Here is a 24183-nt window from a genome sequence, read left to right as displayed (position 1 = left end):
CGAGCGGCCCCTCCGATGGGTTCGGTCCCGAGGGTGCATGGCCTTACCCGACCGGCGGTGCCCTGGTCTCGGTTTCCTGTGAGGTCCCTGTTAATTTCCGATCCGGTTGAACACAGGGGTGCGGTCATCCGTATGGGGCGTGGGAACTCCATGCCCGCCCGCTCCACGCAAGGGGAAGACCTTGGTACGCAACAGGCGCAGACGCCCGACCGGCGCACGACGCGCGACCTTCGCAGCAGTCGCCCTCATGCTGGGCGGCGGTGCGCTGGTCGCCGCGAACGTCTATGCCTCCGCCTCCGAGGGCGGCTGGGGCGGGGACAGTGGCTCCGACGCGACCGGCCAGGTCAAGTCCGCGGGCATGGCGACGATCGACTGCCCGGACGTGGGCAGCCGGCTGACGTCGGTGCCGGACGGCGCCCGCGAGGATGTCTTCCGTGAACTCGCCCAGCTGGACCAGCAGATCGCGGCCGCCTACCAGCAGCTCCAGGCCGCGGCGCAGGCCGTCCGACAGGACCCCGGTGCCGCGGACGACTCGATCATGAACCCGCTGAAGGAGAAGCGGACGGCGACGATCGAGCGGATCGCCGTCGCCGTCGACCGGGTCGGGGACCGGCCGGAAGGACTGGAGTCCCTGGCCGCCTGCACCCTGCGCCCCGGCCAGGACACCACGGGCGGCGACGCGGGCAGCGCCGGCCAGAGCACCGCCACCCCGGGCGACGGCGGTCAACAGAACAACGGTGGCCAACAGACCGGCGGCCAGGGCCAGAACGGCGCCGGCCAGGGCGGCAACGGACCCGTCGCCTCCGACTACGCGGACATCACCTCCGTACAGCCCAATGTGCCGAACCCGCCCCAGCAGGCCGACGCCTCGCGCGGCACCTTCACGTCCGAGTGCGGTGTCAATGCGGGCGGCCTGTTCAACTCGGACAACGTGATCGTCGCCCCCGGCGTCTCCAACGGCGCCCACCACTTCCACGACTACATCGGCAACCAGTCCAACAACGCCTTCGCCGGCGACGACGACCTGGCCGATGCCAAGACCAGCTGTGTGGACCAGGGCGACAAGTCCACGTACTACTGGCCGGTGCTGCGTCTGCAGAACGGCAAGCAGGAACGGGACGCCGGTGCGCCGGGTGGCGGCACCGAGGGCAACGCGGGGCAGATCGTCACGGCCAAGCAGGTCACGCTGACGTTCGTGGGCAACCCGCGCGCAAAGGTCACCGAGATGCCGCGCCTGCTGCGCATCATCACCGGTGACGCCAAGGCCTTCGTCAACGGCCCCGCCAACGCCAACGCCTCGTGGAGCTGCACTGGTTTCGAGGACCGTCAGCTGAAGGACAAGTACCCGCTCTGCCCGTCCGGCAGCGACGTGGTGCGCACCTTCCGCTTCCAGAGCTGCTGGGACGGCCGCAACATCGACAGCGCCAACCACCGCACCCACGTGGCCTTCGCCGGCCCCGACGGCTCCTGTCCCCAGGGCTTCCAGGCGATCCCGCAGCTGGTGCAGCGCATCGTGTACCACGTCGACGCGCCGAGCCTGAACGACGGCGGGCGGACGGTGCCGCTCTTCGCGGTGGACTCGTTCCCCGAGCAGCTGCACAAGCCGGTCACCGACCACGGCGACTTCATCAACGTCTTCGACGAGGACCTGATGCGCGAGATGGTCGACTGCATCAACTCCGGCCGGACCTGCGGGCCTCGGGGCGACGACGACTCCGGAACCGGCACGACGCCCAGCCCTGGTGGTGACACCGGCGCGACGGCCGACCCGGGGACGGGCGGTGGCGCGGACCCGGGTACGGGCGGTGGCGCGGACCCGGGTACGGGCGGTGGCGCGGCGGACCCCGGCGCGAGTGACCCGGCAGCCCCTGCTCCGGCCTCCTCCGGCCCGGCACAGGAGCCGAGGACCTACACGTCGACGGCGCCGGCGAACACCACCAAGCACGACAAGCCCGCGCAGCAGCACAAGCAGTCCGAGCCGGCAGGCCGGACCAAGCAGACCGATCCCGCCAAGGCCGACCAGGCCGACAAGAACACCTCCGCCGCACCGTCCGACGCGGGCGGCGGCGAGGTCGGCCGGCCCACGCAGACCGCCGCCGGCAGCCAGAGCCCGCCCCCGGTCGCGCAGACGGAACCCCAGGCGGTCCAGGGCGGCCTCGCCGAGACCGGAGCGCACCTGTGGCCCGCGGCCATCGGCACGCTGCTCGCCCTGTCCGGCCTGATCATGCTGCTCCGGGCCAAGCGCCTGCGCTACTGACCGCGTCTCACGGACCCCCGGACGGCGGCCGCACCGCACCGGCGAGGCGGCCGCCGTAGCGTGTCCGTCAGCGGATCCGCAGGGTCCGCTTGGCGAGTTCGTACGCCGGGAGCATCGCATTGTGCTCCTCGGTGTCCATCCCGCCGAGGTGCAGCACGACCGGACCGTCGGGCGTGGAGACCGCCAAGGCCCGCTCCTTCTTGGTCTCCTCCAGGAGCTTGCTCGTGTAGAGGTACTCCACCTCCACGCCGGAGACACCGCCTGCCGTCCTGAAGGAGCGGTACTGCTCCTTGCTGGTGTTGTCCTCGGCGGCGACGAACTGCCGCAGGACCGTGCGTGCGTCGGCGTTGCCCGGCTTGCCGGTCCACACCCGCAGGAAGCCGATGTTCCCGGCGGGCTTGGCGTCGATCTCGCAGGCGGTGGTGACCGGGCCCTGGCGGAGGAAGGCGTCGGCGAAGGCGCCCGACACGTCGCCGCCCGACCCCTGCGACGACTTCGACAGCTCCTTCTCGGCGTCGATCCCCTTGGCCTTCCAGAGCTTGGCGATATCGAAGCTCACCGGCAGCTCGCAGGCCGAGCCGGACGCGCCGATCGTGCCCCCGCTCGCCGCGGCCGCGCTCTTCGCTCCCGTGCTCTCGGCCGACGGGCTCCCCGACGCCTTCGCCCCGGCGTCGGTCGACTGGGCGCACCCTCCCAGCACGGCCGCAAGCATCACCGCCTGGATCACTCGACCCCGCACGGACCCCACCCTGACCTGCACCGTCGTCTCCCCTCCTGATCAAGGCCGCCACTCTAACCGAGGGCACCGACAGCGCCGTACGCAATAAAGGGGGAGCTCAGTCCTCGTCGCGCCGGCAGTGCAGGAACAGGTGCGGCTCGGGTACGGCCCCGGGGTGGGCCGGCTCGAACGTGGCGTGCTCCTCGGACAGGACCGTCAGGCCCGCCCCGGTCACCATCTCCTTGAAGTCCCCGGCGGCGAAGCTAGTCACCCGCACCGGCTGCCCCATGAACACCGCCTCGACGGCCTCCACGTCGAGCGGTACGGTGGCCAGGGCGGCGAGCCCGCCGGGCCGCAGCGCACGCGCCAGCCGGCCCACGACGGCCGACTGCTCGGCACGGGACATCTGGAGCAGCGAGAAGTAGGCGCACACCGCGTCGAACGAGCCCTCGGCGAGCGGCAGTTCACGGATGTCGGCGAGCCGGAACTCGGCTCCGGGCACCTGCCGGGAGGCGAGGTCGACCATGACCGGGGAGACGTCGACGCCCAGCACGCGGTGCCCGGCCTCCGTGAGGGTCTGTGCCGTCGGCCGTCCCGTCCCGCTGCCCACGTCCAGCACCCGGCTGCCGGGCTCCAGCCGGTCCACCAGCCACTGGAGCGAGGCCCGGTGCGCCTCGGACGACGCGAACGCCTTCTCGTAGTCGAGCCCCAGCGCGTCGAACACCACGGCGGCCGGTGCCCGCTGACCGTCCTCGCCCAAGACTGTTCCTCCCGTGTCCGGTCCAGGTGCCCGGCATCGTCGCACCCCCGGTCCGGCGGCCACAATGCCGCGCGCCGGGCGGCGTTTGCGGGTCGCGGCACCGGCAGGGCAGGGTTCGGGACGTGCCTACCTTGCTGATCGTTCACCACACCCCCTCGCCCAACTGCCAGGGCCTGTTCGAGGCCGTCGTCTCGGGCGCGACCACACCGGAGATCGAGGGCGTCCGGGTCGTGCGGCGGGCGGCCCTGTCCGCCACCGCCTCCGACGTCCTCGAGGCCGACGGCTATCTCCTCGGCACCCCGGCGAACCTCGGCTACATGTCCGGCGCCCTCAAGCACTTCTTCGACCAGGTCTACTACCCCTGCCTGGACGAGACCCGGGGCCGGCCCTTCGGCTACTGGGTCCACGGCGGCAACGACGTCACGGGCGCCGTCCGCGCCATCGAGGCCATCACCACCGGCCTCGGCTGGCGCCGTACGGCCGAGGCGGTGACCGTCACCGGCGAACCCGGCAAGGCCGACGTGCAGGCCTGCTGGGAGCTGGGCGCCACGGTCGCGGCCGGGCTCATGTCCGACGCCTGAGCGCCCGGGCCACGGCCGGCCCGACGACGAGCATGAGCAGATGGGCGCTCCACAGCGGAAGGCCGGCCGCGACGGTGTCGGGGAGCAGAGCGCCTCTAGGGCCTGTCTGACAATTCGCGTCGGATCAGGCCGGGCGGGCCGGACCCGACGGGAAGGGGCAGATGGGCCCCAGGACGGACCCTACGGCCGGGCCGTCCCGTCCGGCACCGGGGTGGCCTGGTGGTAGTAGAGCCGGAACTCCCCGGCGGCGTCGCGGCGCCAGATCGACGAACGGCGGGCGTGCCGGTCCTCGATGCGGGTCTCGTAGGTGAGGTGGACGATCCCGGAGGCGAGGACCGTGCCCTCGAAGTGCTCTGCGGTGATGGGGGTGCTGTTCTCGGCGCCGCCGTGGAGCGTGGGCAGGGCGGCGACCATCTCCGCGTGCGTCCACCGCCGGCCGGAGGCGCCAACCTCGATGAAATCGGGGTCGAAGAGGGCTTCGGCGAGGGGGCCGGAGAGGCGGACGGAGGGGTCGTGGAGGCGTCGCTCCCGGACAATCGCCTCGGTGACGTCTGGATGCTGCGGGAGCGCCTCGGGCGCGTGCCGGTCGTTCTGGATCACGGCGACATGATGCCCGGACGGGCTCGTCCCCGCACCTGACCGCTGACGGTTCATCAGCAGCGTTCGCACATCCGGGTGGTAGCTGTCGCCGTCCTGGGCCCAACGAGTTGTCGCAGCCCGGAACCGCCGCACTCGGCCCGGATAATCACCGGTCATGCAGCTCCTGACAGCACGTGTCCCGGCGGCCGCCACCGGACCGAGACCGGTCAAACCGGGCGGAGCAGGCAGGGACGCCGCACGGGCGGGCCCGCGCGCCGGGCGGTCCACCGCGTCCGCCGCCCCGGGCGTCGAGGGACTTCCCGCGGCCTCCTCCTGCCAGGTGCCCGACCTCGACCGGGGAGCCGTGCTCGGGCACCGGCTCAGCCGCCGTCCGGACCGGTGCCGGATCATCGCACGCCGACAGGAGAACGGAGAGCCGCAGGAATGACCGTCCGCCAGCACGTGCACGTCCGTGGCCGCGTCCAGGGCGTGTTCTACCGCGACACCTGCCGTCGGCTCGCCGAGCAACGGGGCGTGGCCGGGTGGGTGCGCAATCTGTACAACGGCGACGTGGAAGCCGTCTTCGAAGGGGACCCCGACGACGTCGCCGGCATGGTCCGCTGGGCGGCCGAGGGCCCGCCGGCGGCCCAGGTGGTCCGCTGTACCGGTGTCGCCGAGGAGCCCGAAGGCTGTGCCGGGTTCCGCGTCCTGCCCGACGCCGCGCCCGGTGACGAGCCGCTCGACGGGTAGTGTTCCTCGGCGCGGGGCCGCCTGCGCCCGCGACGACCTGGCGTCGGCCTCACCTCACCCGCTCGGCCGCCGCCCAGGTGAGGTGGCGCCGGGGCGCGGCGGTGTCGGTCCGCCCGGCATCGGCGGCGGCGTCTACGAGAGGCCGTACGAAGAGGCTGACCGTGGCCTTCTCCGTGAAGCCGTTGCGGCGCATCAGCTCGGCCGAGGCGGTGTTGCGCCGTTCCACGTCCGTGACCACGCACACCGCCCCGGCCGCCGCGAGCCGCGCACAGCACTCCTTCACCAGCCGCGAGGCCACCCCGCGGCCCTGGTACGCGGGGTCGACGGCGATCCACTCCAGATAACCCCAGTCGGCACGCTGCTCGAACGACAGCGACCCGAGGACGAAACCGGCGACCCGGTCACCGTCCAGCATCACCAGACAGGCGGAGTCCGGCGCGTCCAGGTGCCCGGCGACCGCCGACAGCGACCAGCCGGTGTAGGGCATGGCGTCCGTGTCGTAGACCCGGTGACCGAGGTCGAGGACGGCGGTGAGGTGCTCGAAGCCGAGCGGGCACAGGGTCAACTCGGAGGTCGGCGCGGCGTCGGCCATGGGTACTCCCTTGTCGGTGCGGCATTTCGCAGCATATGTCCGAACCGGGGGGCCCGGCACCGTCGGCGATGGACACCGGCGGACGGTCAGGCGCAGTGCGAGGCGGCCGTGGCCTCGTGCCGGAGCCAGACGGAGTCGACCACGCGCCCGTCGGGCAGGGTGTGCCGGGGCGGCCCCTCGTCCGGGACGAAACCCGCCCGCGCCAGGGCCCGTCGGCTCGCGGTGTTCCCTCTCTCCGCACCCGCCCGGACCCGCGTCATCCCGAAGTGCGAGTGCGCGAGCAGCGCCCCGGCCCCGAACAGCTCCGCTCCCAGGCCCTGACCGCGGCAGCGCGGCGCCAGCCAGCCTCCGATCTCGCCCGCGCGGCGCTCCAGTTGGAGCCCTCCGGCATAGCTGAGATCGGCCCTGCGCACACAGACCAGGAACACCTGATCGTCGTCATCGGGCGTGATGGGCCGCGCCAGCGTGCGCGGGACGCGACGGCCGTCGTCGCCGGCGGGCCGCCGTTCCAGCAGGGCGCGCCGCGTACCCGGGTCGGGCGCGACCCGGTCGGCATGGTTCCCGAGCCACCGCTGGGCCTCGGCGTCCGCACAGGCGGCGAGCGCCGCCGCCACGTCGAGATGCGTCCGGGGCGTGAACAGCAGCAGCCGCTCGGTGGCGAGGACGTGCCTGCCGGGCTCGCACCGGCCGGGAGAGGGCAGCCGCGCCCCCGATCTGCTCCGGCGGAACAGCGACCAGACCATCGGACCCCCCGGGTGGAACCGCCACGCGGCGGAGGCCCGGGCCCGTACGGGCTCCGGAACCGCCGACGGATGCGAACGGCTCGCATCGGGCCGAATGTACCGGGGAATCCGCGGGGGCCGCTTCCCGTGCCTTGGGCGGGCACGGTCGCCTGTTCCGGGTAGGCGCAGTCCGTCGTTCCGGGAAGGCGCGGTCGCCTGTTCCGGGGAGGTGCGGTCCGTCGTTCCGGCGAGGCGCGGTCGGTCGGTCCGGGGAGGCGCGGTCCGTCGTTCCGGGAAGGCGCGGTCCGTCGTTCCGGGAAGGCGCGGTCGGTCGGTCCGGGGAGGTGCCGCCACCGTCCGCGCCTCGCCCGCGCAGCCCCGCGGTCGCGTCAGCCGGCCGATGGCCGATGGGCCTCGGCCGGACCGCCCGCACCCGGCTTCGGGCGGGTGCGGGTCCAGGACGGGTCGGCGGGCGGGTCAGGGGCGGGGAGGGGACGGGGCATGGGGCGTGACTCCTTCGGACGAGTGGGGGACGGTCCGGGGGAGGGCGGCGGGCGGTGCGGGGTCGGCCGGTTCCGGGGTGCGGGGTGTAGTCGTCAGGTCCGCCCAGACGACGCGCGCGGGCCGGTCGGGTGCGAGGGTCACGCCCCAGTCGGCGCTCAGCGCGTCGACCAGGAAGAGCCCGCGCCCGTTCTGATCGTCGGGTCCGGACTGCCGCTGGACCGGGCGGGCGGGGCCCCGGTTCTGGTCCTCGACCTCGAGGCGCACCCGGTCCGCGCTGCTGCGCACCCGGCACACGATCCGTTCGCCGGCCGCGTGCACCAGGGCGTTGGTGACCAGCTCCGAGGCCACGAGGACCGCGTCGTCCCGGGTGGGCTCGTCGACGCCCCAGGCGGCCAGCAGGTCGCGCAGCACCCGGCGGGCCGTGCCGACCGCCGCCGGCAAGGCAGGCACCTCGAAAGCGGCTGCGGGGCCGGGAGATGCGACCCGTGGAGATACGGCCCCGGAGGCGAGCGGGTCGGGGCCGTGTGGCCCGGGGAGTCGACCCGGCAGCTCGCCTCCGGGTGGTCTCGGGACGCCGGCGGCCTCGGCCGGCCCAGGGACGGGCGTCTGCGCCTCGGGGATGCGGACCGGAAGGCCCACCGGTGGCAGTGACAGCCGCGGCGGAGGCGGGGACAGCGCCGGACGGCCGGCGATCCGGTCCCCGGGCAGTCGGTCCAGTGGTCGGGGGAGGGAGGGCGGAGCCATCGCCGTACGCCTTTCGTCCGGCCTCGTGTCGTGGGGGGTGTCGTGTCGGAGGGCCGGCCGCTCGGGGAGGCGGACGACACACGCCTCCCACGAGGCCGTGGTGCAGCCCGGTCTCCCCCAACTGGACTGCGCCGCCCGCTCCTTCGGTCAGCCGGAGCAGTGAGTCCACTGTGACACCCGCCGACAAGGCCTCGCAACTGGCAAGTTGAAAATTGCAAAAGGCCAAGTGCATGCTGCTTCCGGCAAGAAGTGATCGCAGGGGTTCGTGACGGCGATCGCGTGCGAGGGTGACCCTGATACCGGGTGAGGGGGTGGGCATGACCGCGGAGACCGACTGGGGCGGCGCCCCCTCCGTCCTGCGCATGATCCTCGGCCGGCAGTTGGAGGAACTGCGGACCCGGGCCGGCCTGACCTACGAGCAGGCGGGCGCGGCCATCGGCGTCAGCCACTCCACCATCCGCCGCATGGAGGCCGCAAAAGTCGCCCGGCTGCGCCTCGCGGACGCCGAGAAACTCCTCCACGTCTACGGCGTGACCGACCGGCAGGAGATCGACACCTTCCTGCAGTCGGTGCGCGAGGCCAACAAGCGCGGCTGGTGGCACACCTACCGCGACGTCATGCCCGACTGGTTCGCCGCCTACCTCAGCCTGGAGCAAGCGGCCCTGCAGATCCGGGCGTACGAGAACCAGTTCGTGCACGGACTGCTGCAGACCGAGGACTACGCACGCGCCCTGCTCGGCGTCGGCAATCCGCACGCCCCGGCCGAGGCGACCGAGCGCCGGGTCGCGCTGCGCATGCGCCGCCAGGAACTGCTCGTCCGGGACGCGCCGCCGCGGCTGTGGGTCGTCATGGACGAGACCGTGCTGCGCTGGCCGGTCGGCGGGCCCGAGGTGATGCGCGCGCAGATCGACCATCTCATCGAGCTGAACCGGCTGCCCCATGTGACCGTACAGCTCATGCCGTTCGCAGGCGGCCCGCACCCGGCGCTGCGGGCAGGCGCGTACCACCTCTTCCGGTTCCGGGCCCGTGAACTGCCCGACATCGTCTACCTCAACGGCCTCGTCGGCGCCGTCTACCTCGACAAGGGCGACGACGTCGTGGTGTACCGCGAGGCCCTGGACCGGCTGGCCGCCCAGGCGGCGCCCGCGAGGAAGACCGAGTCCGTGCTCGCCGCGATCCGCAAGGAGCTGTAGACGTGCACCATCCGATACGCGGGCGGCATGCCGGCCCGGCAACCGGGCGCCCGCGGCTGGGCCAAGCCGTGGAGCGACGACGCCGGCGGCGCCTGCGTGGAGGTGAAGAGGCTCGCCGACGGCCGGGTGGCCGTACGCCGGTCTACCGGCCCCGATGGTCCGGCGCTGGTGTTCACGCCGCACGGGATGAAAAGCTTCCTGGCGGGTGTGAAGGAGGGCGACGCCGACTTCCTGCTGTGACCGTGCCTGATTTTTGACGCAAATGGCCCACCCCCCGACCCGAATGGAGACACGGCGTTGCCCGACAACGGATGGCCGGCCGACCGCATCGACACCGAGAACGCCCACTCCGCCCGCATCTACGACTACATCCTCGGCGGCAAGGACTACTACCCCGCCGACCGGGAGGCGGGCGACGCCATGTCCCGGGAGTGGCCCGCCCTCCCGGTGCACATGCGCGCCAACCGCGACTTCATGAACCGCGCCGTGCGCTGGCTCGCCGAGGAGGCGGGCATGCGCCAGTTCCTGGACATCGGCACGGGCATCCCGACCTCGCCCAACCTGCACGAGATCGCCCAGGCGGTGGCCCCCGAGTCCCGGGTCGTCTACGTCGACAACGACCCGATCGTCCTCACCCTCTCCCAGGGCCTGCTGGCCAGCGCGCCCGAGGGCCGGACGTCGTACATCGAGGCCGACTTCCGCGACCCGGCGGCCATCCTCGACGCCCCGGAACTGCGCGAGACCCTCGACCTGAACAAGCCGGTCGCCCTCACGGTCATCGCGATCGTCCACTTCATGCTGGACGCGGACGACGCCGTGGGTGTCGTCCGCCGGCTGCTGGAGCCCCTGCCGTCGGGCAGCCATCTGGCGATGTCCATCGGCACCGCGGAGTTCGCGCCCGAGGAGGTGGGCCGGGTCGCCCGCGAGTACGCGGCCCGCAACATGCCGATGCGGCTGCGCACCCTCGACGAGGCCCACGAGTTCTTCGAGGGCCTGGAACTGGCCGAACCCGGCATCGTCCAGGTGCACAAGTGGCACCCCGACGGCACCGGCGAGAAGGACATCCGCGACGAGGACATCGCGATGTACGGCGCGGTCGCCCGCAAGCCGTGAACCGACCCGGGGCCGGGGTCCGACCCACCTCCCGGACCCCGGCCCCGCCCTGTCGTACGACGACGGGACGGGCCGCGCCCCGGCCGGTAGCGTGAGGCCATGTACGCCACGCGAGTCACCCGGCGTGTGCAGGCGCCCGCTGCGGCCGTCTACCGGGCCCTGGTCGATCCGGTCGCCCTCGCCGCCTGGCGGGTCCCCGAGAACATGACCGCCCACGTCCACTCCTTCGAGGCCCGCGAGGGCGGCACCTTCCGCATCTCCCTCAGCTACGACGACCCGGGCGGCGCAGGCAAGTCCGGCGGGCGCACGGACACCTACCAGGGGCACTTCGCGAGACTCGTCCCGGGCTCCCAGGTCGTCGAGGTGTTCGCGTTCGAGACGGACGACGATGCCGTGGGCGGCACCATGACCATGACGACGACGCTCACCGAGACGGACGAGGGCGCCACGGACGTCGAGATCCTCCACGAGGGCATCCCGGACGCCATCCCGCGTGAGGACAACGAGCGGGGCACCCGTATGGCCCTCGACCACCTCGCCCGGCTGGTCGAAGAACGGAACCCGTACACGTCCTGAGCGGATCTGGCCGAAAAGGCGGGGATCAGGTCCGGAATTCGGCACAACCGTGGGCGTGGTGATCGGTGCCGGGAATTGCGGGGAAAGAAAGCGGAGAGAAGCGGAACCGGGCGGAGGGAAATACGGTCTTAAGGTCCGTCGACGGCCGGGATCGGACCGGTCGCGAAGAAACCGGGGGAAAGAGAAAGATGTCCGTCCGCAGTCGTAAGACCCTTTTCACCGCAGTCGCCCTGACCGCCGGCCTCACTCTGGCCGCCGTCACGCCCGCCCTCGCCGGCACCGGCGTGCGCCACGCCCCGCGTGCCGCCGCCGTGTCCTCCACCCAGGGCGACCCGCGCAACGTCAGCCAGCGTGTGGCCGACTTCTACGGCGCCTACATCGACTCCGTCTGGGACACCGAGGACCCGGCGGCCGCCGCCAACGCCAAGGCGCTGCGCGCCTTCTACCTGTCCTCCGCGGCCCAGAAGAAGGTCGCCGCGTACGAGAAGAAGAACCACGCCGACGGCATCCTGTTCGCGCAGAACGTCCCGGTGAAGTGGAAGGTCGTCTACACCGGCTCCGGCGCGGGCCACGCCACCAGCCGGGTCACCCTCACCTGGAGCGACGGCGCCGGCGCCGAGGTCAGCAAGATCGACGTCCAGTCCGACCTGAAGACCCTGAAGATCACCGACCTCAAGCCGGCCCGCTGACCGGCTGACGGGCGCGCAGTCCCGCCCCGCCCCCACTCGGGGCGGGGCTCGCGGCCGCCCGGAGCGGTCAGGCCCGGCCGTGCGGGTCCTTCAACTCGACCGTCCGGAAGCCCTTGACGACCTCCTGCTCCGGGAATCGGGGCAGTTGCCGGTACCGCAGTCCAGCGTCCTGATCTGAGTGAGCGTCAGGTCCTTGATGTGCTTGCCGACGTACGGGTACATCGGGTCGGCGGGCGTCCGGGGCGCCGACGCCCGTGGGCGGCCTGTGATTAACCTGTGCGACGTGAAACAGACGTTCGAGCGCATACGGCGCCTCCTGCTCCCCGCGGCCGAGTCGGCCGGTGTGGCCAGGGCGTCCGTCACCGACGTGCTGAGCGCGCGCACCGGCCGCCCGTCCCTGTGCCACGGCACCGGCCTCGACGGCGCGCTGAAGTACGACGGGTTCTGCTGGGACGACGCCGACGACCGGACCGGTTACACGGACAAGGACAGCACGGGCAAGCTCATCGGCGGATGGATGCCGCAGGGCTTCTCCGGTTTCGCTGCCGCTGGTGGCGCGCTACACCACCAAGCCGGGCGTCACCCCGGACACCGACGCCCAGCCGTTCCCGAACGACAACCCGCGCAGCTGCGGACCCACCAACGGGGTGCTGTGCCTGAGCAGCCTGAGCATCGGCCGGTCGACGGCCACGCCGTCTCTGGTCTCGGTGGAGAACCGGGGCGGGCCCGGGGCCCGGATCGTCCGCTGGCCGCTGTCCCAGCTCGGTGCGAGCCTGCCGACCAAGGTGTCGTCGTACAGCACCGGCTAGATCCGAACGCCCATCGGCTGTGGGGCCTCAACGAGGCACTGGAGGACTCCGCGGGCCCGCACCGCGTGGTGTACTCGATCGTTCCGGATGCCGGCCAGGAGGTCGACGGCTGGGGTTGGATGTCCAACTTCAACTAACCGGGCTTCGTCTGTGCGACACCCCAGGGCGACGGCACCGCCAACGGCACCGTCGTCACGGTGTGGCACTGCACCGGGGCCGAGAGCCAGCGCTGGGCCTTTCAGGACGGCCCCCTGGTCAACGCGAGCGGCAAGTGCCTGACCCCGCAGGGCGACGCCGAGGGCACCGACGGCACCTGGCTGACCCTGTGGACCAACAACCGCACCAATGTTCAGGAGTGGAGCGTCAAGGGCTTCTGAGGCGTGTCCGATGGGTCGTGTCGGCGCACGCCCGTCACACACAAGGGGAGGCCACCGGCCTCCCCTTCGTACAACCCCGAGGTCAGATGCCGCCGGTGTTGAGCAGCCGGTTGGGAGTGTCGGAGCGGACGCCGCGCAGGACACCGCGGGTGGCCGTGCGGTCGAGCCAGACGTGGACCTCGTTGGCCGTGGCGTGGGGGTGTGCCGACAGGTACAGCGCGATCACGCCGGTCGCATGCGGCGCGGCCCAGGACGTCGCGCCGTCGTTCTCCGTGGTCGTACCGCCGCCGGCGAGCGCGGCGGTCACCTTCTGGCCGGGGGCGTACAGGTCCACGCACCGTCCGTAGCCCGATCCGTAGGAGTCGTAGTCGCTCCACGGGCGGTCGTTCGAGGTGGAGGCCGCCACGACGATCGTGCCGGGGACGCCGGCCGGCGAGTGCTTGCAGGCGTCGTCATGGAAGTTGCCGGCCGACACCACCGTCGGGATCCCCGCGTCGACCATCTTCTTCACGGCGGACTCCACGGCCGCCGACCGGTGGTCGAAGTTGAGCGACATGTTCACCACCGCAGGCTTCTGCGCGTGCGCAGTGACCCACTTGACCGACTTCACCACGGCCGCCTCGGCCGCCGCCGGGGAGCCGCCGCCCTCGCTCTCGCACAGGATGCCCTGGACCCGTACGAGCTCGGCCTTGGGCGCCACCCCGTACTTCGCCCCGCCGATGATGCCCGCGACGAACGTGCCGTGGCCCATCCCCTCCTCGCTGAAGCAGTCACCGGAGTCCTTCGGGCCCACGAAGTCGGCGCCGAGGTGGGCGCGTCCGCCGAACTCCTTGTGGGCGATGTCCATCCCGGTGTCGATCACGTAGACGTGAACGCCCTTGCCCGTGGCGGTGGTGGTGAGCGTCCCGTTCAGCGGCCGCGACCGCTGGTCCAGAATGTCCAGGTTCCACGGCACGTGCCGGGTGATGGACGACGCCCCGGTCTGCGCGATCCCGGACAACTTCCCCACGGTGCCGGAAGACGTCGGCGCCGAGCCCGAAGACGCCCCGTCCCCGGAGGCCGCCACGGACTCCACCTTCCCGTGCGCGGGAAGCTTCCCGCCGCTCCGCCCGGCCGCCGCGCCGGCTTCCCCGCCGCAGGCCGAGGCCCCGAGCACCGTCGCCATGGCCACCACCATGAGACCGGCCTTCGTCACGTTCCGCGTCACAACGTCCCCCACATCCCCGCTTCGTACACAGTCAGCGCACAAGACGACCACAGGGGGCGGGCGGTTGCAGCGGGGCGTGCGGTGGGTCGGTTCACGCGGTGGATTTTGGTGGTAAGTCCGCCGCGTGGGCGGCAGTGGACTCCACGCTCACCGTGCTCCAGCCGATCCGTCCCTCCGCGTCAGCGTCGGACTGAACAGCCCGAAGGCTCCGCTCCGCTCCGCTGTGCCGTCCGCCGGCCAACGCCGGTGGCGGTCATGCACCGGGCTGCCGGGAGTCGTGGGTCAGGAGCCGTGCGCCTTCGGCGGCGGCTCCGCGTCCGTGGTGGCGGCGGCGTTCGGACGGCGTGCGGTGCAGGGCGATGAGCGCGGCGTCGTCGTTCAGCTGGCCGCCCACGTGGGCGAGCAGATCGCGCCGCACATGGTGCATCAGCGCCTCCGGACTCTCGTCGGTCCAGCGTGCGACCCGCTCCGCCAGCGGATAGAACCGGCCGCGCGTGTCCCGGGCCTCGACGACACCGTCGGTGTACAGCAGCAGCGTGTCACCGGGCTCGAAGGAGAACACGTCCAGCGTGTGTTCGGTGGACCCGTGCACACCGAGGGGCGGCGACGGGTGCAGGCTCGGGACCGAGACCGCGTGCCCCGGGCTGAGCAGCAGCGGCGGGGGATGACCGCAGCTGGTCATCCGGGTGATCGGATCCCGGTCCGGGATCTCCACCAGCAGCGCGGTGGCGAAGCGCTCGCCCGCCTCCTCCTCCGTCTCCAGCTCGGTGGCGTAGCGGCTGATGCTCTGGTCGAGACCGGAGGCCAGGTCCGCCAGCGCGACGTGCCGGTGCGCGCTCTCCCGGAACGCGCCGAGCAGCAGGGCCGCCTCCCCGATGGCCGGCAGCCCTTTGCCGCGTACGTCGCCGATCAGCACCCGCACCGCGTCCTCGCTCCGGGTCGCCGCGTACAGGTCGCCGCCGATTTGCGCCTCGTCCTCCGCGGCCAGGTAGAGGGAGGCGATCCGCAGCGGGCCGATGTGCTCGGGCAGTGGCCACATGAGCACGTGCTGCGCGGCCTCGGCGACCGTGCGGACCTGGGCCAGCTGTGCCTGGCGGCGCTCCCGTACGGCGCTGTAGACCACGCACATCACCGTGAGTACGCCGAGGGTGACGAGCTGCACGACGTGGTTCGTGGTGGAGATCCCGCCGTGGAGGAAAGCGATCAGCGTCTGGGCGGCCAGCGCCAGCGCGCCGACGAGCCCCGTGGTGCGTGGTCCGGCGAACGAGGGTGTGAGCGCCGGGGCGATGACCAGCGCCGGACCCAGGTGGATGCTCTCGGGGGAGCGGATGTCGATCACCGTGATCACCACGATGAGCGCGATCGGAAGCAGCAGCAGCGCATGCGACGACTGCCAGGGCGGTCGCAGACCCGCACCCCTCAGCCGGGGCCTCATGCATATAAGAGTGCGCCTGGACCCGGCGCACGTCATTTCGCGGCATTCGGCACTTCCGCACGGCCATGACGTTGCGATCTCCCGCACTGGTCGTCGGGGACTGACCCGGGAAGCCGCCGAGCCGGGGGCAGCGTGCTTCGATGGGGATGTGGGGAGCATGGCGCAGCGGATCCTGACCAAGGGGTTCGGCCGGCCCAGCGGGCTGCTCGGCCGGCTCGGCGGCCGGCTGATGGCCCACGGGAACGCCGCCACCGAGCGCCAGGTCGTCGCCCTGGCCGCACCCGCCGAACAGGACGCCCTCGTCGGTGTGGACCCGCACGATCGTGGCGTCGAAGCGGTGGCGCGGCTCCGGGTCCCAGGCCGCGCGGAACGGCGGGTCCAGCTCCAGCCGCAGCCGGTCCAGCGTGATGTCGGTGATGTTCAACGCGCAACCGCCCCGGGCGCGGAGGCGGCGAGCACATCGGGGGTGGGCGTGTAGAACGGGTTCGCCGGGCCCTCCTTCGCGGCGGCCAGGGCGTCGGACACCGAAGGCGTTCCCGTCACGGCGGCGCGGATCGCGCCGTACGCGGCGGCCCGCTGGTGGGTGAAGCAGGCGTCGAGATCATGGACCGCAGGGTCGACCCACACGGCGGCGATGATCAGCACGTCGTCGGCCTCCTCGGCCGGGACGAGGCCCTCGGCGACGGCGTCCAGGACGCCCTGCGCCAGGCCCGCCTGCGCGCTGCCCCAAATGGCGCGCTCGTGCAGATCACTCCCGGCGGCGGCCTTGGTCACGAACAGCGTCAGCGGTTTCACCGGCACCGACGGCCGTACGACGGTCACGAACGGCACGTGCCCCGCGCTCGGCGTGGCCAGTGCGGTCGCCCAGGCCGACTCGACCGGGCCGCCCTTGCGGCCGATCACGACGTTGGTGTGCGCGGCGTTCGCGCCGGCACCGACGAAGGACTCGCCGATCAGCGCGTGCACGGCGAAGCGGGATGGGCGGGAGGGAGAAACCGCGGAGGACATCGGAACTCCTGGACCTCGGGGATCGGGGGACGACGGACCCGGGGACGAACCTGGCATTACGGAGCAGTTCGTCCGGCCCGATGGGGCGAATCTAGGTCCGGTGCCCGGGGTGGGCAAGGCGCGCCCGCGGGAATCGAAACGCCGGTTGCTCTTCCGGCAACTCCCCGGCTGACCTCGCCCGCGCCAACGCCACCGCCCACGGCCTCGCCGCCTACGTCTACTCCCGGGACGTCGCCCGCGCACTGCGCCTCGCCGAACGCCTGGAGGCCGGCATGGTCGGGCTCAACCGGGGCCTGCTGTCGGACCCGGCCGCCCCCTTCGGGGGCGTCAAGCAGTCCGGCCTCGGCCGGGAGGGCGGCCGCGAGGGCATCGAGGCGTTCCTCGAGACGCAGTACATCGCCCTGGACTGGCCCACCGGCTGATTCCTCGCCCGCCCTCGATCCGCCCCTCCCCCGATCCGCCCGTCCCCAGACAAGGACCGCTCATGGCAACGACGCCGACGGCTACATCATCGGCGGCATCGGCATGGCAATGGCCGCCCTCACCACCGACCTGCACCTGTCCACGGTGATGGAGGGCCTGGTCGGCGCCTCGCCGCTGATCGGCATCTTCGTCGGCGGCCCGCTCTTCGGCCGGCTCGCCGACCGCTACGGCAGGCGCCCGGTGTTCCTCGTGGACATGCCGATCTTCCTGATCGGCTCGGTGCTCCAGTTCTTCGTCACCGACGGCCTGCAGCTGTTCCTCATCCGCCTGGTGATGGGTATCGCGATCGGCGGCGAGTACGCCATCGGCGCCCCGCTGCTGTCCGAGTACGCACCCCGCCAGGGCCGCGGCCGCCTGCTCGCCAGCCTCGAGATCAGCTGGTACGTCGGCTACGCCCTCGCCACCGTCGTCGGCGCCGTCTTCGCCGACGTGCAGGGCGGCTGGCGCTGGACCCTGTCCAGCAGCGCGGTCATCGCCGTGGTCTGCGTGGCCCTGCGCGGCGGCGTCCCCGAGTCGGCGCGCTGGCTGCTGAGCAAGGGCCGCCGCGAGGAGGCCGAGGCACTCATCGCCAAGTACGGCATCGAGATCGACGTCCGGGCCGAACTGGACGAGACCGCCCAGCCCCAACGCGCCGGTTTCCGCGCCCTGTTCAGCCGCCGGCAGCTGCGCAGCACGGTCTTCGCGAGCGTGTTCTGGGCCGCCCTGGTGCTGCCGTACTTCGCCATCGGCACCTTCTGGACCCAGGTCTTCGACGCCCTGAACCTGGGCGACAACGCGGTCGCGGCGCTGCTCGTCTACTCCTTCACCGCCGTCGCCGGCGTCACCGTGGGCTGTCTGGTCGTGGACCGCATCGGCCGCCGCAAACTGCTGATCCCGCCCTTCTGGATCACGGCGGGCTGCCTCGCCCTGGTCGCGGTGTGGCCGTCGTCCACGCCCGTCATCGTCGGCGGCTTCCTGTTCTTCATCTTCCTCAACGCCGCCTCCAGCGCGCTGACCGCGGTCTACCCGCTGGAGGTCTTCCCGACCTCCCTGCGCGCCACCGGCGTCGGTTTCGCCACCGCGATGAGCCGGGTCGGCGCCGCCATCGGCACCTTCCTGCTGCCGATGGGCCTGGACCTCTACGGCGCCCGCTTCGTGCTCTTCGTCGGCGCCGCCGTCCTCGCCGTCGGCGCACTGGTCTCCCAGTTCCTCGCCCCGGAGACCACCGACCTGGACCTGGCGACGGCGGCCCGCACGGCCCGCGAACCGGCGGCCTGACCGGCCCTACGCCCTGTGGGGTCCCCTGCTCACCGGCCAGGGGACCCCACAGGTTGGTGCGGTCAGCGGTTCACCGTGCGCATCCCGGCCTCGTCGTAGCGCTCGCCCGACACGTCCGGCAGCTCGGCGTCGATGCGGGCGAGGTCCTCCTTGGTCAGCTCGATGTCGACCGCGGCCGCGTTCTGCTCCAGGTAGGTACGGCGCTTGGTGCCCGGGATCGGGACCAGGTCCTCGCCCTGCGCCAGCACCCAGGCGATCGCCAGCTGGGCCGGGGTCACGTCCTTCTCCGCGGCGATCTCCTTCACCTTCGCCGCCAGCCGGAGGTTCGCTTCGATGTTGGCGTCGGTGAAGCGGGGGCTGGTGCGGCGGTAGTCGTTCTCGTCCAGCTCCTCGGGGGAGGAGAAGCGCCCGGCGAGGAAACCGCGGCCGAGCGGCGAGTACGGGACGAAGCCGATGCCCAGCTCCCGGCAGGCGGGCAGCACCTCGGCCTCCACGTCCCGCGACCACAGCGAGTACTCGCTCTGTACCGCGGTGATCGGGTGAACGGCGTGGGCGCGCCGGATGGTCTCCGCGCTCGCCTCGCTCAGCCCGATGTACCGCACCTTGCCCTCGGCGACCAGCTCCGCCAGGGCACCCACCGTCTCCTCGATGGGCACGTCGGGGTCGACCCGGTGCTGGTAGTAGAGGTCGATGTGGTCGGTGCCGAGCCGTTCCAGCGAGCCGTGGACGGAGCTGCGCACATGCTCGGCGGAGCCGTCCTGCCGGCCCACCGTGCTCATGTCGCCCGGCACGGCGTCGTCCATCCGGTAGTTGAATTTGGTGGCGATCACGTATTCGTCGTGGTGTCCCCGGATCGCCTCGCCGACCAGCGACTCGTTGGTGAGCGGGCCGTAGAGCTGCGCGGTGTCGAGGAAGGTGACGCCGAGCTCCAGGGCACGCCGGATCGTCGCGATGCCCTCGCCCTGGTCCGCGGTGCCGTAGAAGGCGGACATGCCCATGCACCCGAGGCCGATGGCCGACACCTGGAGGTCCCGCAGACTGCGCTGTCGCATGTGATGTCCCAGCCTTTCCTGCATGCTTGATGGTCATGCCCGACGGCACGAAGTCCCTCGTCCATCTAGCGACGGATTCCGTCACCCGGCATCCCGTGGGGGATTCCGGGTGACCTGGCCTTCATGCGCCGGGACGTCTGCGACGCTATGACTTGGAGCGCACTCGAAGTCAACTCACCCGTCCAGGCGGACGGCAGGTACGGGCGTGAACCGTACGGGCAGCCGGGTCAGTCCCCTCAGCCAAGGCGAGGCGCGGTGGGCGAGGGAGTCGGCCGGCGCGGCCAGGTCGACGTCCGGCAGCCGGTCCAGGACGACCTCGACGGCGGTCCGCGCGATCACCTCGGCGATCTCCTGCGCGGGGAACGGGCACCGGTGCTCGCCGTGCCCGAACGAGAAGTGCGCGCTGTTGCCCCCGGTCAGCGCGGAGGCGTCGGCATGCACCAGCGGATCGGAGTTGGCGCCCTGCAGACCGAGCAGCAGCAGGTCGCCGGCGCGGATGCCGCGGCCGCCGAGGTGGGTGTCGCGGGCCGCCCAGCGGCCGGCCACGTTCTGCGTGGGCGTGTCCTCCCACAGCACCTCGTTCATCGCCTCGGCGACACTGCTGCGGCCGCCGAACAGGGAGGCGGCGAACCGGTCGTCGGTGAGCATCAGCCTGAGCGAGGTGCCGATCCAGTCCGCGGTCGGCTGGTGCCCCACCGCCAGCATCACCGTCAAGTCCTGCACGATCTCCTCGTCCGTGAACCCGCCGCCGTCGGCGAGCATCCGGGAGACCACGTCCTGCGCCGGCGCCCTTCTGCGCTCGGTCACCAACTCCCCTAGGAAGGCAGCCAGATGGGACTGCCCCACGAGCGCACGCTCCCGTCCGTCGATCATGTCGTTGAGGGCGGTGACCAGACCGGGACCGTCCTCGTCCGGGAAGCCGTACAGCCGGGCGAGGACCCGCACCGGCAGCAGCCTCGCGTAGTGCGCGACCAGATCGGTCTCGCCCACTGCGCAGACCGCGTCGATCAGCTCGTCCGCGAACCGCTCGGCGTGGCCCCGCAGTTCGCAGGGGTCCACCGCCTCCAGCGCGTTACTGATCATCGCGGCGCGCCGCCGGTGCCGTTCGCCGACGGTGTGGAGGATCGACGGCTGCCCGCGGCCGATCATCGGCAGCAGCGGCCAGTCGGCGGGGATGTTCTCCCACTGGTTCCACAGCTCGGAGTCCCGGCTGAACAGCACCGGATCGCCGGTCACCTGGTGCAGCTCGCGGTAGCCCAGCACCAGCCAGGCCGGGACGTCACCGTCGAGCAGCACCGGGACCACGGCGCCGTGGTCGCGCCGCAACTCCTGGTACAGCCGGGCGGGTTCGGTCCAAAACCGTGGTCCGGACAACGGGACGGCACCCGACCGGGTGCGCGTGTCAGAGGCTCCGGAGTCCAAGGATCACCTGTTCCAGGATGTCGGGATCGGTGACGGCCGGCGGACGCGGATGACGGGCGCTGACGCGGCCCGCCGCCAGGAGGTCGCACAGCAGCCCCTTGGTGATGCCGACGGGCAGGCGCAGCGCGGCGGCGATCTCGACCACCGAGGCGGGGAACCGGGCCATCCGCAGGATCGCCGCGTGCTCCGACTGCATGCCGGTCACCGGCTCCGACTCGGCGACGACCAGCGTGACCAGGTCGAAGGGGTTGTCAGGGCCGGTCCGGGTGCGGCCCTGGGTGAGGGTGTAGAGACGGTCGGGCGCGTCGTCCCTGCCCGGACGGCTCATGAGGTACGGGGCAGTGCGGTCAGATGCTCGCCGAGTTGCACGACCAGCTCGCTCATGGTGTGCCCGACGACCCCGGCGTCCGCGTCCTCCGCCGTCACCACGGCCAGGTGGGCGCCCGCGCCCGCCTCGACGATGAACAGCACACCCCCGGAGAACTCCGTCATCGCCGAGTGCACGCCTCCGCTGCCGTCGCCGAACTCGACCGACGCCCCGCGCGACAGCGACTGGATCCCGGCGGCGAGCGCGGCGAGCTGGTCGGCCCGGTCCACGCTCAACTCCGGGGACCGGCACAGCCGCAGCCCGTCCCGGGACAGCACGAGCGCGTGCCGCGCCCCCGGAGTCCTCTCCAACAGGCCCTCCAGGAGCCAGGTGAGCGTCTCGTCGGCGGTACTCGGGCCGGTCATGGCGTGGCGTCCCCTTCCGGGTGCGCGTGCGGGTGGGAGGGAGAGGAGGCGGGAGAGCAGTGCTCGGGCTCGGCGGCGTTGTGCGGGGGTGTGGCTGGGCGGTTGGCCGGGGGTACGGCTGGGCGGTGGACTGGTGTGGCGTTGCGCGGGGATGCGGCGGGTCGGTGGTCGGGTGTGGCGTTGCGCGGGGATGCGGCGGGTCGGTGGTCGGGTGTGGCGTTGCGCGGGGATGCGGCGGGTCGGTGGTCGGGTGTGGCGCCGCGCGGAGACACGACTGGGCGGTTGTCTGGAGTCGTGTCGCGCGCGGAGGTGGCCGGGTGGCCGGCGGAGGCGCCGTCGTGCGGCGAGTCGGCCGAGTGGCTGTCGTGGGGGGTGTTGTGGGTGGGGGACGTCGAGTGGCTGTCGTGGGGGGTGTTGTGGGTGGACGGCGTCGAGTGGCTGTCGTGGGGGGTGTTGTGGGCGGAGGACGTCGAGCGACTGTCCTGCGGAGTGCCGTGGGCGGAAGGCGTCGAGTGACTGTCCGGCACGGTCTCGTGGGTGGAGGTGGCTGCCTGGTTGTTCGGCAGGATGCCCTGGGCGGCGCATGCCGATGCGTGGGGCTTCGGCGGGGCGTCCCCCGGAGGTGTGGCCTGGCCCGGTCCCGCCGTGCGGTCGGGCGGGGTGGACGCGGGGGAGGGCCGGACGGACTGGCGGAAGGTGTGGAAGCGGGCGACGCGGGCCGCGGCCTCGACGGTGCCCGGTGTGGGCCGCTGCTCGGTGGCCCGGGGTGCCGGCCGGGACCGTTCGGCCTCGGCGAGCGTACGGCCACGACGCCGCCTGGGCAGCCCTGCCAAGCCCTCACCGACGGGCGGCACGGGGGACTCGTGGACCGGACCGTGGCCCGCGCGAGCGGTCGGCTCGGCGGGAACGGCCGACTCTGCCGGAGCGGTCGGTCCGGCGGTAGCGGCCGGTTCGGCGGGAGCGGTCGGCTCGGTGGTAGCCGTCGACTCTGCCGGAGCGGTCGGCTCGGCGGTAGCGGCCGGTTCGGCGGGAGCGGCCGGCCCGGTGGGCCATGCCATCGCCGCCGTAGGCCGAGGCTCGGCGATGCCGGTGAGGACCTCCTGCGGGATGAGCATCAGCACGCCCGTGCCGCCGCGCGCCGACGGACGGAAGGACACCTTCAGCCCGTGCTTGCGGGCGAGCCGGCCGACCACGGCGAGCCCGAGCCGGGTGCCGGTCAGTCCGCCCACCTCGGTGACGTCACCGGCCACGGCCCGCTCGGCGCGGCGCAGTTGTACGTCCCCCATCACCAGCCCGCTGTCCTCCACGGACACGATGACCCCGGCCGGCACGTCCTCGACGTAGACATGCACCTCGGCCGTCGGGGGCGAGAAGTTCGCCGCGTTGTCGAGGAGTTCGGCGAGCGCGTGCATCACGCCCTCGGCCGCGTGCCCGGCGACGGCGGCTTCGCCGGCCGAGTGGATCCGCACCCGCCGGTACCCGGCGATCCGGCCCATCGCGCCGCGCAGCACGGACTCCATCCCGATGGGCCGCGCCCACCGGCGTCCCGAACGCGCCCCGGTCAGTACGGCGACGGAGTCGGCGAGCCGGCCGGCCTGGGCCGTGCGATGGTCCAGGTGGAGGAGGTCGTCGAGGACATCCTCGTCGGTGTGCCGGTCCTCCATCGCGCGCAGATCGGCGAGGGTCGCGGTGGCGAGGGCCTGCAGCCGGGCGGCGGTGGTGGAGGTTGCCGCAAGCACCGCGTCCCGCTCGCGCCGGGCCCGCTCCAACTCCTCGGCCAGCCCGTCGCGCTCGCCCCGCAACCGGCCCAGCTCCTGCGCGCCCGCCTCGGCGAGCCGGGCCTGTTCGGCCGCGAACTCCGCCCGCTGTTCGGCCAGTTCGTCGATGAACCGCTGCTGTTCCCGGCGCGCCTCCTCGGTCGCATCGGCCTGCTGCTGGAGGAGCCGGCCGATGTCCCGTGTCGCGCTCTGCAGTCTGCGCCGCCTGTCGCGTGCCGTGCGTCCCGCGTGGGCCGCCGCGGTCACGGCCGCACAGAGCACCACCGCCGCCGTACCCCCGCCCCAGGCCAGCGGCGCTCGCACGGCGTCCGGCGCGGCGGACACGGCCGAGAAGACAACCAGTGCCGACAGCACACCGGACACGGCGAGGGCGGAAGCGAGCGTGCGGAGGGACGGTCGGTCGCCGGGATGCGTGGGCACGGTCATCGGTCCGGTCTGGTCCTCGCGACAGGGGGTCGAGCAGGGGCGCGTGCGCGGTCGAGTGACTATCGAGAGTGAACTGCCGGTCACTATACGAGAGTTGGTGATCGAATCTGAGAGGTTCCGGTGTCATTCCATCGAGTGGACGCTCGAACCTGTGTGTTGGTCGCGAATGGGGCGCCGCAGGATCCTCTGTCCCACCTCGGATGCGACGGGGCGACGCTTCCGAAGCGGGGCAGGTTGCCTCCGGTGCGCCCGATTCTTGTCACGGCGCCGCAGGTCGAATCGATCTTGACGCCCGGCCCCTGGCTCGCTGAACTGTGAGCGCAGGGTGGGGGCGGCCCGCGCGGAAGGGGTGGAACCGTACATCTGTACGATGACGGCTTAAACGGGTGGAAGACCAGCAAACACCTCGCACGGCCGGC

General features: G+C 72.4%; 26 protein-coding genes and 4 pseudogenes. 14 read left to right on the top strand and 16 right to left on the bottom strand.

The window, feature by feature from the left end; all coding sequences use genetic code 11:
• The first annotated feature begins 247 nt into the window (after positions 1-247).
• Positions 248-2257, top strand: coding sequence for a DUF1996 domain-containing protein (locus ACZ5DS_RS20820; protein ID WP_468241265.1), 2010 nt, complete (start codon positions 248-250; stop codon positions 2255-2257).
• A gap of 67 nt (positions 2258-2324) precedes the next feature.
• On the opposite strand, the gene ACZ5DS_RS20815 is transcribed toward ACZ5DS_RS20820, so the two are convergent.
• On the bottom strand, positions 2325-3017 hold the full coding sequence (locus ACZ5DS_RS20815; RefSeq protein WP_468240567.1) for a lipoprotein: 693 nt from the start codon (positions 3015-3017) through the stop codon (positions 2325-2327).
• 76 nt (positions 3018-3093) lie between these two features.
• A complete protein-coding gene (locus tag ACZ5DS_RS20810) occupies positions 3094-3735 on the bottom strand; it encodes a class I SAM-dependent methyltransferase (protein ID WP_468240565.1) in 642 nt (213 codons plus the stop codon).
• 122 nt (positions 3736-3857) lie between these two features.
• Between ACZ5DS_RS20810 and ACZ5DS_RS20805 the strand changes: the two genes are divergently transcribed.
• Positions 3858-4316 carry a flavodoxin family protein gene (locus ACZ5DS_RS20805; protein ID WP_468240563.1) on the top strand — a complete coding sequence of 153 codons (459 nt, stop codon included), beginning with the start codon at positions 3858-3860 and terminating at the stop codon, positions 4314-4316.
• A 180-nt stretch (positions 4317-4496) separates the two neighbouring features.
• Here the strand turns inward: ACZ5DS_RS20805 and ACZ5DS_RS20800 are convergent, their stop codons facing one another.
• Positions 4497-4916 carry a nuclear transport factor 2 family protein gene (locus tag ACZ5DS_RS20800; protein WP_468240560.1) on the bottom strand — a complete coding sequence of 140 codons (420 nt, stop codon included), beginning with the start codon at positions 4914-4916 and terminating at the stop codon, positions 4497-4499.
• Between the two features lie 154 nt (positions 4917-5070).
• On the opposite strand from ACZ5DS_RS20800, the gene ACZ5DS_RS20795 reads away from it, so the two are divergent.
• A complete protein-coding gene (locus ACZ5DS_RS20795) occupies positions 5071-5343 on the top strand; it encodes a hypothetical protein (protein WP_468240558.1) in 273 nt (90 codons plus the stop codon).
• Complete coding sequence (locus ACZ5DS_RS20790) at positions 5340-5645, top strand: acylphosphatase (protein WP_468240556.1); 306 nt, start codon at positions 5340-5342, stop codon at positions 5643-5645. Before ACZ5DS_RS20795 ends, ACZ5DS_RS20790 begins: the two co-directional genes overlap by 4 nt.
• Before the next feature lie 49 nt (positions 5646-5694).
• On the opposite strand, the gene ACZ5DS_RS20785 is transcribed toward ACZ5DS_RS20790, so the two are convergent.
• The 3 genes from ACZ5DS_RS20785 to ACZ5DS_RS20775 form a co-directional block, all read right to left on the bottom strand.
• A complete protein-coding gene (locus ACZ5DS_RS20785; RefSeq protein WP_468240554.1) occupies positions 5695-6237 on the bottom strand; it encodes a GNAT family N-acetyltransferase in 543 nt (180 codons plus the stop codon).
• A gap of 86 nt (positions 6238-6323) precedes the next feature.
• Complete coding sequence (locus tag ACZ5DS_RS20780) at positions 6324-6980, bottom strand: GNAT family N-acetyltransferase (protein ID WP_468240551.1); 657 nt, start codon at positions 6978-6980, stop codon at positions 6324-6326.
• Between the two features lie 456 nt (positions 6981-7436).
• On the bottom strand, positions 7437-7913 hold the full coding sequence (locus ACZ5DS_RS20775) for an ATP-binding protein (protein ID WP_468240549.1): 477 nt from the start codon (positions 7911-7913) through the stop codon (positions 7437-7439).
• A gap of 611 nt (positions 7914-8524) precedes the next feature.
• On the opposite strand from ACZ5DS_RS20775, the gene ACZ5DS_RS20770 reads away from it, so the two are divergent.
• The 5 genes from ACZ5DS_RS20770 to ACZ5DS_RS20750 all read left to right on the top strand — a co-directional run bounded on the left by ACZ5DS_RS20770 (position 8525) and on the right by ACZ5DS_RS20750 (position 11778).
• Complete coding sequence (locus ACZ5DS_RS20770) at positions 8525-9400, top strand: helix-turn-helix domain-containing protein (protein ID WP_468240547.1); 876 nt, start codon at positions 8525-8527, stop codon at positions 9398-9400.
• A 27-nt stretch (positions 9401-9427) separates the two neighbouring features.
• Positions 9428-9640 (top strand): DUF397 domain-containing protein, encoded by a 213-nt coding sequence (locus ACZ5DS_RS20765; RefSeq protein ID WP_468240544.1) that lies wholly within the window; start codon positions 9428-9430, stop codon positions 9638-9640.
• Positions 9641-9697: 57 nt separating this feature from the next.
• Positions 9698-10513, top strand: coding sequence for an SAM-dependent methyltransferase (locus ACZ5DS_RS20760; protein ID WP_468240542.1), 816 nt, complete (start codon positions 9698-9700; stop codon positions 10511-10513).
• Positions 10514-10612: 99 nt separating this feature from the next.
• Positions 10613-11089 carry an SRPBCC domain-containing protein gene (locus ACZ5DS_RS20755; RefSeq protein ID WP_468240540.1) on the top strand — a complete coding sequence of 159 codons (477 nt, stop codon included), beginning with the start codon at positions 10613-10615 and terminating at the stop codon, positions 11087-11089.
• Positions 11090-11277: 188 nt separating this feature from the next.
• Entirely contained in the window at positions 11278-11778 is a 501-nt protein-coding gene (locus tag ACZ5DS_RS20750; protein WP_468240537.1) for a hypothetical protein, read from the top strand.
• Between the two features lie 85 nt (positions 11779-11863).
• Here ACZ5DS_RS20750 and ACZ5DS_RS20745 read toward each other — a convergent pair.
• Positions 11864-12021, bottom strand: a pseudogene (locus tag ACZ5DS_RS20745) (glycerophosphodiester phosphodiesterase); the annotation flags it as partial.
• 308 nt (positions 12022-12329) lie between these two features.
• Between ACZ5DS_RS20745 and ACZ5DS_RS20740 the strand changes: the two are divergent.
• Together ACZ5DS_RS20740 and ACZ5DS_RS20735 are read left to right on the top strand one after the other, a co-directional pair.
• Positions 12330-12587 carry a hypothetical protein gene (locus ACZ5DS_RS20740; protein ID WP_468240535.1) on the top strand — a complete coding sequence of 86 codons (258 nt, stop codon included), beginning with the start codon at positions 12330-12332 and terminating at the stop codon, positions 12585-12587.
• Positions 12588-12748: 161 nt separating this feature from the next.
• Positions 12749-12964, top strand: a pseudogene (locus tag ACZ5DS_RS20735) (ricin-type beta-trefoil lectin domain protein); the annotation flags it as partial.
• Positions 12965-13046: 82 nt separating this feature from the next.
• On the opposite strand, the gene ACZ5DS_RS20730 reads toward ACZ5DS_RS20735, so the two are convergent.
• The 3 genes and pseudogenes from ACZ5DS_RS20730 to ACZ5DS_RS20720 form a co-directional block, all read right to left on the bottom strand.
• Complete coding sequence (locus tag ACZ5DS_RS20730; RefSeq protein WP_468240533.1) at positions 13047-14171, bottom strand: S8 family peptidase; 1125 nt, start codon at positions 14169-14171, stop codon at positions 13047-13049.
• 121 nt (positions 14172-14292) lie between these two features.
• A pseudogene (locus ACZ5DS_RS20725) lies at positions 14293-14432 on the bottom strand (IS5/IS1182 family transposase); the annotation flags it as partial.
• The gene (locus tag ACZ5DS_RS20720; protein WP_468240531.1) at positions 14425-15606 is read right to left on the bottom strand and encodes a PP2C family protein-serine/threonine phosphatase; all 1182 of its coding nucleotides are present in this window, start codon (positions 15604-15606) and stop codon (positions 14425-14427) included. The gene ACZ5DS_RS20720 and the pseudogene ACZ5DS_RS20725, both read right to left, overlap by 8 nt.
• Before the next feature lie 157 nt (positions 15607-15763).
• On the opposite strand from ACZ5DS_RS20720, the gene ACZ5DS_RS20715 reads away from it, so the two are divergent.
• Positions 15764-16084 carry a hypothetical protein gene (locus tag ACZ5DS_RS20715; RefSeq protein ID WP_468240529.1) on the top strand — a complete coding sequence of 107 codons (321 nt, stop codon included), beginning with the start codon at positions 15764-15766 and terminating at the stop codon, positions 16082-16084.
• On the opposite strand, the gene fae is transcribed toward ACZ5DS_RS20715, so the two are convergent.
• On the bottom strand, positions 16027-16614 hold the full coding sequence (gene fae, locus ACZ5DS_RS20710) for a formaldehyde-activating enzyme (RefSeq protein WP_468240526.1): 588 nt from the start codon (positions 16612-16614) through the stop codon (positions 16027-16029). The two genes, ACZ5DS_RS20715 and fae, sit on opposite strands and share 58 nt — an antisense overlap.
• A 173-nt stretch (positions 16615-16787) precedes the next feature.
• Here fae and ACZ5DS_RS20705 point away from each other — a divergent pair.
• Together ACZ5DS_RS20705 and ACZ5DS_RS20700 are read left to right on the top strand one after the other, a co-directional pair.
• Positions 16788-17036: pseudogene (locus ACZ5DS_RS20705) on the top strand (aldehyde dehydrogenase family protein); the annotation flags it as partial.
• 85 nt (positions 17037-17121) lie between these two features.
• Entirely contained in the window at positions 17122-18354 is a 1233-nt protein-coding gene (locus ACZ5DS_RS20700) for an MFS transporter (protein WP_468241263.1), read from the top strand.
• 62 nt (positions 18355-18416) lie between these two features.
• Here ACZ5DS_RS20700 and ACZ5DS_RS20695 read toward each other — a convergent pair whose 3' ends face one another.
• From ACZ5DS_RS20695 to ACZ5DS_RS20675, 5 genes are all read right to left on the bottom strand, one after another.
• Positions 18417-19406, bottom strand: coding sequence for an aldo/keto reductase (locus ACZ5DS_RS20695; protein ID WP_468240523.1), 990 nt, complete (start codon positions 19404-19406; stop codon positions 18417-18419).
• Positions 19407-19580: 174 nt separating this feature from the next.
• The gene (locus ACZ5DS_RS20690; protein WP_468240521.1) at positions 19581-20828 is read right to left on the bottom strand and encodes a cytochrome P450; all 1248 of its coding nucleotides are present in this window, start codon (positions 20826-20828) and stop codon (positions 19581-19583) included.
• Positions 20809-21156, bottom strand: coding sequence for a DUF742 domain-containing protein (locus tag ACZ5DS_RS20685; protein ID WP_468240520.1), 348 nt, complete (start codon positions 21154-21156; stop codon positions 20809-20811). The genes ACZ5DS_RS20690 and ACZ5DS_RS20685 overlap by 20 nt, the downstream gene beginning before the upstream one ends.
• Positions 21153-21560, bottom strand: coding sequence for a roadblock/LC7 domain-containing protein (locus ACZ5DS_RS20680; RefSeq protein WP_468240517.1), 408 nt, complete (start codon positions 21558-21560; stop codon positions 21153-21155). Before ACZ5DS_RS20680 ends, ACZ5DS_RS20685 begins: the two co-directional genes overlap by 4 nt.
• Positions 21557-23764 (bottom strand): sensor histidine kinase, encoded by a 2208-nt coding sequence (locus ACZ5DS_RS20675; protein ID WP_468240515.1) that lies wholly within the window; start codon positions 23762-23764, stop codon positions 21557-21559. Before ACZ5DS_RS20675 ends, ACZ5DS_RS20680 begins: the two co-directional genes overlap by 4 nt.
• Positions 23765-24183: the final 419 nt, after the last annotated feature.

The organism is Streptomyces sp. NPDC031100 (genome assembly GCF_055570785.1).
The sequence above is the reverse complement of the archived record's forward strand: the minus strand, read 5'-3'. Positions and strand labels throughout refer to the sequence as shown.

Bases quoted from the DNA above. Each gene is read 5' to 3' on its own strand.
- ACZ5DS_RS20820 (WP_468241265.1), top strand. From the start codon at position 248: ATGCTGGGCGGCGGTGCGCTGGTCGCCGCGAACGTCTATGCCTCCGCC.
- ACZ5DS_RS20795 (WP_468240558.1), top strand. From the start codon at position 5,071: ATGCAGCTCCTGACAGCACGTGTCCCGGCGGCCGCCACCGGACCGAGA.
- ACZ5DS_RS20790 (WP_468240556.1), top strand. From the start codon at position 5,340: ATGACCGTCCGCCAGCACGTGCACGTCCGTGGCCGCGTCCAGGGCGTG.
- ACZ5DS_RS20785 (WP_468240554.1), bottom strand. From the start codon at position 6,237: ATGGCCGACGCCGCGCCGACCTCCGAGTTGACCCTGTGCCCGCTCGGC.
- ACZ5DS_RS20780 (WP_468240551.1), bottom strand. From the start codon at position 6,980: ATGGTCTGGTCGCTGTTCCGCCGGAGCAGATCGGGGGCGCGGCTGCCC.
- ACZ5DS_RS20770 (WP_468240547.1), top strand. From the start codon at position 8,525: ATGACCGCGGAGACCGACTGGGGCGGCGCCCCCTCCGTCCTGCGCATG.
- ACZ5DS_RS20765 (WP_468240544.1), top strand. From the start codon at position 9,428: ATGCCGGCCCGGCAACCGGGCGCCCGCGGCTGGGCCAAGCCGTGGAGC.
- ACZ5DS_RS20755 (WP_468240540.1), top strand. From the start codon at position 10,613: ATGTACGCCACGCGAGTCACCCGGCGTGTGCAGGCGCCCGCTGCGGCC.
- ACZ5DS_RS20750 (WP_468240537.1), top strand. From the start codon at position 11,278: ATGTCCGTCCGCAGTCGTAAGACCCTTTTCACCGCAGTCGCCCTGACC.
- ACZ5DS_RS20720 (WP_468240531.1), bottom strand. From the start codon at position 15,606: ATGAGGCCCCGGCTGAGGGGTGCGGGTCTGCGACCGCCCTGGCAGTCG.
- ACZ5DS_RS20715 (WP_468240529.1), top strand. From the start codon at position 15,764: ATGGCGCAGCGGATCCTGACCAAGGGGTTCGGCCGGCCCAGCGGGCTG.
- fae (WP_468240526.1), bottom strand. From the start codon at position 16,614: ATGTCCTCCGCGGTTTCTCCCTCCCGCCCATCCCGCTTCGCCGTGCAC.
- ACZ5DS_RS20695 (WP_468240523.1), bottom strand. From the start codon at position 19,406: ATGCGACAGCGCAGTCTGCGGGACCTCCAGGTGTCGGCCATCGGCCTC.
- ACZ5DS_RS20685 (WP_468240520.1), bottom strand. From the start codon at position 21,156: ATGAGCCGTCCGGGCAGGGACGACGCGCCCGACCGTCTCTACACCCTC.
- ACZ5DS_RS20680 (WP_468240517.1), bottom strand. From the start codon at position 21,560: ATGACCGGCCCGAGTACCGCCGACGAGACGCTCACCTGGCTCCTGGAG.
- ACZ5DS_RS20675 (WP_468240515.1), bottom strand. From the start codon at position 23,764: ATGACCGTGCCCACGCATCCCGGCGACCGACCGTCCCTCCGCACGCTC.